At 65.8% G+C, this 11,217-nt stretch carries 9 protein-coding genes and 1 pseudogene; 1 reads left to right on the top strand and 9 read right to left on the bottom strand.

The window, feature by feature from the left end:
* Nucleotides 1-240: pseudogene (locus C8J33_RS25245) on the top strand (conjugal transfer protein traA); the annotation flags it as partial.
* A 69-nt stretch (nucleotides 241-309) separates the two neighbouring features.
* On the opposite strand, the gene C8J33_RS25240 reads toward C8J33_RS25245, so the two are convergent.
* From C8J33_RS25240 to C8J33_RS25200, 9 genes are all read right to left on the bottom strand, one after another.
* Nucleotides 310-1,071 (bottom strand): LLM class flavin-dependent oxidoreductase, encoded by a 762-nt coding sequence (locus tag C8J33_RS25240; RefSeq protein ID WP_132665776.1) that lies wholly within the window; start codon nucleotides 1,069-1,071, stop codon nucleotides 310-312.
* A gap of 86 nt (nucleotides 1,072-1,157) precedes the next feature.
* Entirely contained in the window at nucleotides 1,158-2,132 is a 975-nt protein-coding gene (locus C8J33_RS25235; protein WP_132665775.1) for a ketopantoate reductase family protein, read from the bottom strand.
* Nucleotides 2,133-2,147: 15 nt separating this feature from the next.
* A complete protein-coding gene (locus C8J33_RS25230) occupies nucleotides 2,148-3,398 on the bottom strand; it encodes an acyl-CoA dehydrogenase family protein (RefSeq protein WP_132665774.1) in 1,251 nt (416 codons plus the stop codon).
* A gap of 123 nt (nucleotides 3,399-3,521) precedes the next feature.
* Nucleotides 3,522-4,649, bottom strand: a complete 1,128-nt coding sequence (locus C8J33_RS25225) for an LLM class flavin-dependent oxidoreductase (RefSeq protein ID WP_132665773.1) — start codon at nucleotides 4,647-4,649, stop codon at nucleotides 3,522-3,524.
* A gap of 167 nt (nucleotides 4,650-4,816) precedes the next feature.
* Entirely contained in the window at nucleotides 4,817-5,911 is a 1,095-nt protein-coding gene (locus tag C8J33_RS25220; RefSeq protein WP_132665772.1) for an LLM class flavin-dependent oxidoreductase, read from the bottom strand.
* Nucleotides 5,908-7,629, bottom strand: a complete 1,722-nt coding sequence (locus C8J33_RS25215; RefSeq protein WP_132665771.1) for an ABC transporter ATP-binding protein — start codon at nucleotides 7,627-7,629, stop codon at nucleotides 5,908-5,910. The genes C8J33_RS25220 and C8J33_RS25215 overlap by 4 nt, the downstream gene beginning before the upstream one ends.
* Nucleotides 7,608-8,453, bottom strand: coding sequence for an ABC transporter permease (locus C8J33_RS25210; RefSeq protein ID WP_110729240.1), 846 nt, complete (start codon nucleotides 8,451-8,453; stop codon nucleotides 7,608-7,610). The genes C8J33_RS25215 and C8J33_RS25210 overlap by 22 nt, the downstream gene beginning before the upstream one ends.
* Entirely contained in the window at nucleotides 8,450-9,445 is a 996-nt protein-coding gene (locus C8J33_RS25205; protein WP_132665770.1) for an ABC transporter permease, read from the bottom strand. Before C8J33_RS25205 ends, C8J33_RS25210 begins: the two co-directional genes overlap by 4 nt.
* Nucleotides 9,446-9,470: 25 nt before the next feature.
* Nucleotides 9,471-11,135 carry an ABC transporter substrate-binding protein gene (locus C8J33_RS25200; RefSeq protein WP_132665769.1) on the bottom strand — a complete coding sequence of 555 codons (1,665 nt, stop codon included), beginning with the start codon at nucleotides 11,133-11,135 and terminating at the stop codon, nucleotides 9,471-9,473.
* Nucleotides 11,136-11,217 lie beyond the last annotated feature (82 nt).

Here is an 11,217-nt window from a genome sequence, read left to right as displayed (position 1 = left end):
GGCAGGATCGCGCTGGAAGAAGCGAAGCGGGTGGCCGATGCGCTCACGCTTCGGTTCGGGCATTCCGATCCGCGGAACTTCGCCTCCGAGCTTGATAAGCGGCCTGAGATCGCAAAACAGGCCGAGACGATCAAGAGCGTTGCCCGCATCGTGGAGCGCACCCGCATCGCGGAGCTCACGCGGGATCACACGTTGAAGCAGCGGCTCAGCCGAACGAAGGGGCTCGGGTTGAGCCGGTAAGATGATGAGCGGACACGAGCTCGTGTTCACGGATTGGCCGAAAAGATGGCGTAGACGCTCTTAGCTCCGTCAAACGGTCCGGACCGGAAACATGTCCTCGCCATAGTGATTCAGGCGGGTGTGATGACGGCGGCACAGCCGGCGCACGTCGAGAGGGTCGTCGTACTGGTCGTGATGCGCGTCGACCGTGTCGATGCCGCAGACCTCGCAGGGTTGTTTGGCAAGATCGCCCGCTTTGACGGCTCGCTGCACGGCCAGGTGCGCATCATACTTTGCCGCCGATGCGCCGCCGAAATGTAGCTTCGGGTGAAGACGATCCCCCCGTGCCGCGATGCGCGGCTGCACGGTGGAGCCGGAGACGTGGAAATAGCGCCCCGCATAGGTTACGTCCTCCTCCGTCCAGAGACGGCGTACGAGCCGCATGAACGCCTTCGTTCTCGCGTAGCGGTCTTCCTGGTCGCCCTCCCTGTCGCCATAGGCGACAAGATCGTCCTTGCCGGAGACGATGTTGATGCGGATGCGGCCGCCGCTTAAAGCGTCGAGCGTGGCGGCCGACGCCGCGAAATGGGCCGGCGACCAGTAGCCGGGGCGCACCGCGATCAGCGGCTCGAAGGTCTCTGTTCGCGCAACGAGCGCGGTCGCCACTGTGAAGGTATCCGGACGACCCCAGCCGGTGCCGATCAGCGCGCCCGTCCAGCCACTCTCCTCCAGACCCGTCGCCTGTGCTGTCAGGGCCTCTAGACTGTCATGCCCCTCCACCGCCACATCCCCGCGATGCCCGGCTTTGGTATCGTTCGGAATGTACCAGAGATAGTCGGCTCCACGCCCCATCATCCCCCCTTCAAGCCTCGGGACAGGCCCGATACTTTCGCTATTTACGACTGCCGACTGCAGACTGCCGACGACCTAGATCCGGCTCACGGCTCGCCAACCACCTCGATCCCCACAGATCCCGGCCGCCCGCCATCCCGCGCCAAGCGGGCAACGGCCTGCTGCAGCGCCTCGTTGAGCGGCGCGGCGATGCCGTGGAGGCGGGCGAGACGGACGATTTCGCCGTTGAGGTAATCGACCTCGCTTGAGGAGCCGCGGGTAAAGCTCTGCCACGTCGATTGTTGTCCATGCTCGATGCCGCTGTCTTCGGCCACGTGCCAGCCGGAGATATCGACCGTCCGCTCGGAGGGGGCAGCCGGGTCGAGGCCTGCGGCGTGCAGCACGGTGCGCGTCTCGTCGGCCACGCGGGCGGCAATGGCGGCACGGGCATCCGGAGCGGCGGCGAAGAGTTCGGTGGCGTTGGTCACGTTGTGGATCAGCTTTTCCGCCTTCCACCGCGTGATGTCCGCCCGCGCCTCGGTGAGATAGCCTGCCTTGGTCAGGTCCGCGACGATGTCCCGGGCGGTATCGTCGAGACCGTGAGGATAGCGGCCAAGTGTGACGATGCCGAGGTTCGGCGCACCGCCAACCACGACTTCGCCGGTCACAGTGTAGCGTGCGGGAATCTTGACGCTGGCGGCATAGACGCGGGAAAATCGCCGCAGCGCGATATCCTCAGCCGCAAGCCCGTTCTGCACCGTCACCAGCGGTAGATCAGCGGCGAGGCCGCCCCCTTCCACTGGCAGCCACGCCCAGAAGGCGGTTGCCGCCTCCACATCCTGCGTCTTCACGGTGAGAACCAGAATGTCGTCGGGCTTTAGCACCGGTGGCGTCGCGGTGTTCACGGCCTGAAGCCTGATCTGGCGCGTGCCGTGTGGACGGCGATAGGTCAGGCCGTGCCGGGCAATATGATCGATCTGCACGCCACGCCCGACGAGGACATAGGCGATGCCGTGGGTTTCGAACTCCGCGGCGAGGCTTGCGCCCACGGCGCCGGCGCCGATGATGATGTAGCGGGTCATGGCGGTCCGATCGCGTCAGGCGGTCTTCAGGGCGGGGAGGGGCGCGGCCGTTGTCGTGGCCGTCGGGCTTTCGGCGTCCGTCTTCGCCCAGCGGTCAAAGGCGCTTTTGCCGAGCAGCGAGAGGGAGGTATCCTCCTGCGGGGCATGGACGAGCACGGACTGGATGTCGCGGAAGTGCCGTTCGAGCCCGAGATCGGCGCCGAGGCCCGGATTGCCGATGCCGCGCACGGCGATCTGCACGGCATCGCGTAGCTGCCGGCCGGCCAGAAGGCGGGCGCGGATCAGCGCTTCGGTTTCGTCGCCCCGGTGTGCGAGCGTATCGAAGATCAGCTGTCGGGCACCGGAGACGAGCAGGTCGATCTCGCCCGAGAGCGTCACGAAACGCTCGGTGCGGGCGATGGGATGACCGAGATTGGCGGGCACGCGCTCGTGTGCAAACCGGATGAAGGCCTCCTGCGCGGCTTCGGCCACGCCGAGATAGAGCGCGGTGAGCGCGAGCGTCATGCCGGCATGGGCGCGATTGTCCTGTTGGGCGACGGAGGGATCGACCAGATCAAGCACGTTTTCGGCCGGGATCTCCACATCGATGTAGGCGACATCATGCGAGCCGCTGGCGCGCATGCCGAGGCTGTTCCAGTTCTCGATGACCTCGATGCCGGGCAAGCCGTTTTCCACGACGAAGGTGCCAACGCGCGAAGGCGTCTCGTCCGTATGGGCCCAGACGAGGAAGTGGGTGAGGCCATGAGCCCCGGTAACGAAGCGCTTGCGGCCGGAGATCGACCAGCCGGTGGCCGTGCGCCGGGCGACAGTTGCAGGCAGGCCGCCGCGCGCCGGCGAGCCGAGTTCGGGCTCGACGCGGGCCGCGTTGATCAGCAGCGGGCGATCTTTCGCCTGATCGAGCAGCCGCAGATAGAGATCGTCCGGCCAGTGGCCCTTCGCCGCCTGCCCCAGATGATTGAAGAGCGTCATGGCGCTGATCAGCGCGACGGAGGGATCGCCTCGGCCGAGCGCTTGAAGAATGGTGGCAGCGTCCAGCAGCGTGCCGCCGGGCCCGCCATAGCGCGTGGCCACGGTGTGTTCCAGAAGGCCGCTACGGTGCACGGCCTCGATGCCCGCCCAAGGGAACCGGCCGGATGTATCCGCCTCCGGCGCGGCGTCCGCGACCGCGCGGACGGTGGCCTCGGGAACGGTCGGGTTGGATACGGGGACCTTGGAAACTTGGGCCGGGGAAACGTTGAGGGGACGATGCAGTGGGGTCGCGGACATGGGGTCGGGGCTTTCTGGCTTTCGCATAACATCCAGCATGGCGCACCTTTGCGGATGCAGAAAGGTGCGCTTGCGGCGTTTGCAAACCGGACGCGGGCGGTGTCCGGTTTGCGGTCCTTGAGGTCAGGCGGCCGCTTTCTTGCCGCCGTCTTTGCCGGCCTGTTCGCTCGCCTCTTCCCGTGCGCGAATACCCTCGCGCACCAGCGGCAGGACGTAGCGGCCGTAGTCCACGGCGTCGTTATAGTTGTCGTAGCCGCGGATCGAGATGAGGTCGGCGCCGAGATCGATATAGTCTAGGATGGAATCCGCGATGGTCTGCGGCGAGCCGACCAGTGCCGTGGTGGCGCCGCTCGCATTGGTCGCCGTGACCGTGGGGTACCAGAGCGCCCGGTCGTGCACATGGCCGCGCGCGGCGATATCCAAGAGCCGCTGCGAGCCGACATTGGCGGGCGGTGCCGACGAGACGGGCTTGCGGGAGAGGCCCTTCTCGCGGTTGGCGTTCAGCTGGTCGAGCACCTTGTGGGCCTTGACCCAGGCCAGTTCGTCCGTCTCGGCGATGATCGGGCGGAAGGTGACCCAGATGCGGGGGCGGTCGGTCCGGCCGGCCTTGGCGGCTTCCTCGTAGACCCGGTCTATCTGCTGCTTCGTCTCGGCCAGCGGTTCGCCCCAGAGGCCGAAGATGTCGCAGAGCGCGCCGCCGATGCGGTAGGCGGCATCCGACGAGCCGCCGAGCGAGATCGGGATATGCCCCTTGGTCGGGCGCACATTGCTGATGAACTGCTTGAACTGGTAGTATTTTCCGTCGAAATCGAAAGGCTCGGTCGCGCTCCAGACAAGCCGCAGGATGCGGATATATTCCTCCTGCCGCTCATAGCGCTCTTCCTTGTTGAGAAAGTCGCCCTCACGCGCCTGCTCGTCGTCGCTGCCGCCGGCAATGAAGTGGACGACGACGCGTCCGCCGCTCAGCTGGTCGAGGGTGGCCAGCGCCTTCGCTGCGACCGTGGGGTAGACGGTGTTCGGCCGCAAAGCGACAATGATGTTGATGTTCTTGGTATGCGCGAGGATCGTCGCGCCGATGGTGAAGGGATCGAAGGACGACGACGCATAGGGGATCAGCGTGTAGTTGAAGCCGTAATCGTCCAGCGTGCGCGCATAGCGTTGCAGATAGGCCGGATCGATCGGTGCCTGTGGCTGGGGATGAAGGTCGTTGGATTCGTTCGGAAAGGTAACGCTGATGAATTCTGCTGGCACGAGGCGTGTCTCCCATACGGTAGGTAGCCGGCGCATACGGGGCCGGTCGATGCTGTCAGCCTAAGGCGCGATATCGGGACGAGGAAGACAGGTCATTCTATTTCTAGTGATTCTATAGAAAATCTTCCTCAAGTCGGTCCGATCGCCGCGAGTCCAACGTCCGGACATCACCACGAGGCCGACCAGCCGAGACTGGGCGCGACCGTCTCGGCAAAATCGGTGAGGATGCGCAGGTTCTCCGGAAGGCCGAAGCCGGGCGGCAGGAAGAGAATGATCTCGTCGGCAGCGCTGAGGCCGGGATCGCTCACGATCGCCTCGACAACCCGGTCGGGCGTGCCGTGGAACACCGGCGAGATCTGCGAGCCCCGCGGCTGCACGGCTGCGGGTGCCAGCGCGCCCTTGGGCCGCGACGCCGCAATGCCGAGCGTCCGGCGCTCGAGATCGTAGGCGGCATAGGTTTCCAAAAGGTCGGACGAGGTCGCCGGGAGAATGGAGGCTGCGACCGTGACCGGCGGCGGCTTCGTGCCCCAGAGCTCGTGCCAGCGGGCGCGAAAGGCGGCGATGCAGCGCGCCTGATAGGCGCCGAAGGCCTCTCCCTCGTCATGATCGTGTTGAACGGTACCGCAGACGAGGCCGATGCCGAGGTCGGCCGCCTGCACGGCGGAGGCAAGGCTGGCCGAGCCCTGGCGGATGCGGGCGGCAAGTGTCGGGCTGTGCGGCGTCACGCGCAGCTGCGTCCCCGCCGGCGCGCCTTCGCCGGGGCCGGTCACCGTGTGCAGCACCTCGCCGCGCACAGCGGCCAGAAACCGCGCCTGCCGGCGCTTGGCTTCCGTCCGCGCATCCGTGCCGACCGTTCCGAACACCGCGTCGAAGGCGGCATTGGCGCCGGTGGCGATCGCCAGTTCCAGCCGGCCGTCGATCAGGAGATCGGTGGTGCCGGCAGCTTCAGCCAGAAGGATCGGGTCCTGATAGCGCATGGGAATGACGGCGGAGCCGAAGGTGATGCGCCGTGCGTGCTGGCCGGCGGCGGCAAAGAAGGGCAGCGGCGACGATAGATAGTGATCGAAGTGCCGCTGATAGGACCAGCCCGACTGGTAGCCCAGCCGCTCCGCCGCCGTGTAGAGCGCGATGCCGTCGCGCAGGCCCTGCGCAGGGCCGGCCGCGTCGTTGAAGGCGACGCGAGTGTTGAAGCCGATCCGCGTCTTCGCCCGGAACGCGGTGTTGGCAGTGGGTGCAAAGGATGTGGCGGCAGCGGCGGTCATGCGATCTGCTCTTGCCCGAACACCGGCTGGGCTGCCGGCCGCACGGTGCGCGCCCGGACGGGCGAGGCTGCTCCCGAGGGGATCGATTGCAGCAGGGCCACCGTATAGGGTTCGCGCGGGTTCTCGAAGATGTCGGAGACCGTACCATGCTCGACAATGCGGCCATGGCGCATGACCGACACCGTGTGGGCGAGCTGGCGCACGAGCGCGAGATCGTGGGAGACGAACACATAGGTAAGGCCGAGCTTCGCCTGCAGCTCGAGCAGCACCGCGACGATATCGGCCTGCACGGTGACATCGAGTGCGGAGGTCGGCTCGTCCAGCACGATCACGTCGGGCCGCAGCACCAGCGACCGGGCAATCGCCACACGCTGGCGCTGACCGCCGGAAAGCGCCTGCGGCTTGCGCGTGACCAGATGCGCACCGAGTCCGACATCGACAAGCGCCGCGCGTACCCATTCGGCCCGCTCGGCCGGTGTCCCGATCTTGAACCGGTCGAGTGGTTCACGCACCAGACGCTCGACCGTCCATGTCGGATCGAGCGAGGTGAAGGGGTTCTGGTAGACGAGCTGCAAATGCCGCCAGGCGGTCTGCATCGAGCGGTGCGTGCGCCCGGTGATCGTCTCGCCCGCGACCGTGATCTCGCCGCTATCAGGCTGTTCCAGCCCAAGCAGCAGCCGGATCGTCGTCGTCTTGCCGGAACCGGACTCCCCGACCAGCGCATGCGTCGTACCGGAGGGTACGGAAAAGGAGACGTCGTTGACAGCTGTCAACACGTTGCCATCGACCTCGAAGGTCTTGGTGAGATTCTGGACCGAGATCTTCAGCACCTGCCCGTCATCGCCAAGACGACGGAAGCCGGGATCGCGGAGCGTCGCATAGCGGTGGGGATTGAGCGCCGGCACATCGGCATGCAGCTTCTTCGCGTAAGGCGAGGAGGGAGACGCGAAGACCGTGGCCGTGCTGCCCGCCTCCTGCACCGAACCGTCCTTGAGGACGACGATGCTGTCGGCCCGCTCGGCCGCGATCGCAAGATCGTGGGTGATGAGCAGCAGGCTGATGTCGAGATCGTGCTGAAGGCGGGAGAGGAGGTCGAGGATGCGCTTCTGAATGGTGACGTCGAGGGCCGAGGTCGGCTCGTCCGCCACCAGCAACAGCGGCCTTGGCAGAACGGCCAAGCCGATCAGGACACGCTGGAGCATGCCGCCCGAGAGCTGGTGCGGATAGGACTCATAAACGCGCTGTGGATTGTCGAGCCCGACCTGCGCGAAGGTTTCAAGGATGCGTTCCCTTGCTATACGCGGATCGCGCTCGTCGGCGAGCGCTGCGGCCTCCAGCGCCTGCGAGCCGATGGTGCGGACGGGGTTGAGCGCATTGCCCGGGTCCTGTGGCACGAAGCCGATGGCCCGCCCGCGCAAAGGCCGGAAGCGTCGCTCCGACAGCCCCAAAATCTCCTCGCCGTCGAACGACACGCGGCCCTCGACCCGGGTAGCCCCGGGAAGAAGACGCAGCACGGTGCGGGCTATGGTGGACTTGCCGGAGCCGGACTCGCCGATGAGCGCCAGGCTCTTGCCGCGACCGAGCGAAAAGCTGACATCTGTCACAACGCGGTTCGCACCATAGGAGACGTTGAGGTCATCGACGTGAAGGAGCGGCGTGGGTTTGTCCACCTGAACGTTGCGGGGGAAGGCGGTGGTCAGTCTGTCGTGCGGAGCCATCGGCTGATCCTGTTTACTGAGAGGACTGTGGCAATCGTGACGAGGGCGGGGGCGTAAACCAGCCAGGGCCATTTTGGGTAATCCTTGCCGATCGAGATCAGCAGGCCCCAGTCGGAGGCGGGCGGCGGGTCGCCGTAGCCGAGGAAGGCGAGGCTGGCGATGACGAGGATGGAGTCCCCGAAATGCAGTACGCCGAGCGGTAGTACGGAGCGCGAGGCATTGGGCAGCACGTGGCGAAGGAGGATGTGCCAGCGCGAGCCGCCCGACAGGAACGACGCCTCAACGAAGGTCGCCTCTCGCGTCTTGATCACCTCCGACCGCATGACGCGGGCAAAGACCGCGACGGCGGAGACGCCCGTTGCAATGGCCGCATTGATGGTGTCGAAGCCGATGGCTGTGACGACGATGACCGCGAGCAGGAACTTCGGGATCGCCAGAAGCACATCGACGAAACGGGCAAGGACCGTGTCGACCCAGCCGCCGAGAAAGCCCGCAACGAGACCGATAAGGCCACCGGCGAGAACGCCGATGACGACGGCGATGAGCGCGCTGGTGACCGAGGAGGCACTGCCGAAGACCACGCGGGCAAAGAGGTCGCGGCCGAGATGATCGGTGCCGAACCAATGCGCAAGACTTGGCCCTAAGAGCTTGTCGGCCGGCACACCAGCGATCGGGTCATGGCCGGTGAAGAGGCCGGGCACGAGCGACCAGGCAATGACAAGTGCGACGAAAACGAGCGACAGGACGACGGGAAGCGGCGGAAGCGCCGCCCGCCGGCGTGCCGGGGCGAGGTGTGCGGCGGTGGCCGTGGAGAGGAGGGTCATGGTGCCGTTGCTCCCGCGGGTTTGGACGCGGGTGAGCGCGGGGTTCTTGCCCCCAGCAGCTTCACGCGCGGATCGAGCAGGGGATAGACGAGATCGGCGATGAGGTTGGCGAGCACGAAGACAACGGCGGCCAGCGACACCACGGCCTGCAGCACCGGCAGGTCCTGCGTGCTGACCGAGCGCTGCACGAGGCTGCCGATGCCGGTACGGCCGAAGACCGTCTCGGTGATCAGCGACCCGCCGAGCAGCTCGCCGATGGTGAGTGCGATAACGGTGACGACGGGCAACGAGGAGGGTTTCAGGAGGTGGCGGGTGAAGAGGCGGAACGGACGAAGTCCGCGCCCGCGCGCCACCGCGATGTAATCCTGGCCCGCTTCATGATCGAGGCTGGCGATCAGCACCTCGGCGATCTGGGCCGAGATGGGAATGGCGAGCGTGACCGCGGCAAAAAAGGTCGCCCAGGCGCTATCCGCATTGATGACCCGGAAGAGGCCGAGCTGGAAGCCGAAGAGATGGATGAGCACCAGCCCGATGACGAAGTTGGGCACCGAGAGGAACAGCGAGGGAAAGGCCCGCAGGAGGCCCTGCCCGTAGCGCTTCGGCAGAACCTGCGTGCCGTAGGCGACCACCACCGCCAGCACCAGCGCGAGGAACAGCGCCGATGTGGCCAGGATGAGCGTCGAGGGCAGCACCTCGGCGATCATCGTCGTCACCGGCCGGTGAGAGCGCATGGAAAGCCCGAGATCACCGGTGAGGAAGCCGGACAGCGACGACCAGAGCTGTTCCAGAACCGGTCTGTCGAGGCCCTGTGCCGCCACGATCTGCGCGATCTCCTCTTCGGAAAATCCGTTCTGGGGATTGCGCAGTACGCTGGTGATCGGGTCGCCGGGCAGAATGCTCACGACCACGAAGGTAAAGACGTAAGCGAGCAGGATGACGATGGCGGCTTGGGCCAGCCGCTTGCCCGCATAGGTGAGATAGGCGCTGTTCATTGCGCGACCCCTGCGACGGCTGCTGTCACTGCCCGACCTCGCTCTTTGTTGCGGTGTAGTAGCTGGCATAGGCAACGCCGTTGTAGACCTCGCCTTTCAGTGCCGGCGACTGGACGTAAATGCGCTGGACGATTTCCGTGCGGGGGATGAAGTAACCCTGCTCCAGCACGTACTTCTGCAGCGCGTCGAGCAGCGGCGCGCGAGCATCGAGGGTGTCGGCGCTGGCGATCTTGTCCCGCAGGTCGTTGATGACGGTATCCCGCTCGTCGAGCGCGAACCAGTTTTCGCCGTTATTCGCATTGGTGAGGATGCCGGCGACGGTTCCGGCATCGATGAAGCTGCGCGTGACCTCATAGGCCGGAACGGCAGCACCGCCGAACTTCACCTTCTCGCCGAAGGTCACCACGTCATAGGCCCGGATCACGACCTTCCAGCCGATCTTGCCGAGTTGCTGGGAGATAAGCTCGTCGATCGACTTGGAGGCTGCGAGATAGGGGTTCGAATGAAGCGTCAGCAACAGCGGCTTGCCGTCCTTGGTCCGCACGCCATCTGCGCCCTTGACCCAGCCGGCCTCATCGAGAAGCTTCTCGGCCTTTTCCGGATTGTAGACGAGCAGATCGCTGTGGTCGGTCGCGCCGGGCACGTTGCTCTGGATGAAGGAGGTCGCGAGCTTCCAGTCGGGCGTATAGACCGTGTCGATGATCTCCTGCCGGTTGATGCCCGCCTGCAGCGCCTGACGCACCTTCACATCGTCGTAAGGCGCGAGCTTGGTGTTGATGGCGAGGCCGTTGACGAAGCCGAGATAGCGCGGCGTGGCGACCGTGAAACCCTCGTCCTTCAGCGACGATAGCTCCTGGGGCGAGGCGTTGTAGGCGACGTCGGCCTGGCCGGACTGGACGGAGGCGATGCGCAGGGACGGCTCGGAAACGAGCTTGTAGGTGATCGTGTCAAGGAAGGCCGGACCGGTGTGGCCGACGGCGGCCGGACCCCAGTTGTAGTCCTTGCGCTTGGTGAGCGTGACGTGATCGCCCTCCTTCCAGGACTCCACGATGTAGGGTCCGCTGCCCGAGCTCTTGCTGAGATCCGCCTGCTCGGTCGCCGGCTGCGCGATGGTCTTCGGCGAAATGAGGATGGATCCGTGATAGCCGAGCGTCGGGATGAAGCCAAGCGTGGGCTTCTTAAAGAAGACCTTGACCGTCGCGGCATCCACGGCCTCGGCCCGCTCATAGGTCTTCGGGAACAGGAAGATGGGGTTGATGCCCTCCTTCTTGCGGCCGGCCGACCAGATGTCGAGATTGGCGATAACCGCGGTCGCATCGACCGGCGTGCCATCCGAGAACGTCACACCCTGCTTGAGATGCAGCGTGAATTCCGTCGCCGTGGCGTTTTGCTCCCAGCGCTCGGCAATCCAGGGGCTCGCCTGGCCCTGCGCATCGACATAGACGAGCTTGTCGGCCACATGGCCCCAGATATGGCCCTGAAAGCTCGAAATCGCGCTGTTGTTGGGGATCCAGGTATCGCCCAGAGAGTCGATGAGGAAGGTGATATCGCCACCCTCCTTCTTGGCGTCATCGGCGAGCGTCGCGGTTGGGCCGGCCAGCGTCGCAAGAAGTGCCAGCGCCGTGAAGGCCGAAGTGGCACGCAGCAGGCGGCGGCGGGTGGGGGAAAGCAGGGAGGCTCGGTCGGTCATGCGGGGTTCCTGAAAAGGTTCGGGTTCTCTCGGGGCCCGCCGGCCGGCTTCGGCTCTTGCGGGATGTCGATCGTTTGGCTGG

The organism is Rhizobium sp. PP-CC-3G-465 (genome assembly GCF_004343445.1).
Taxonomy (GTDB): Bacteria; Pseudomonadota; Alphaproteobacteria; order Rhizobiales; family Rhizobiaceae; genus Ferranicluibacter; species Ferranicluibacter rubi.
This window is presented reverse-complemented; position numbering and strand designations above follow the sequence as displayed.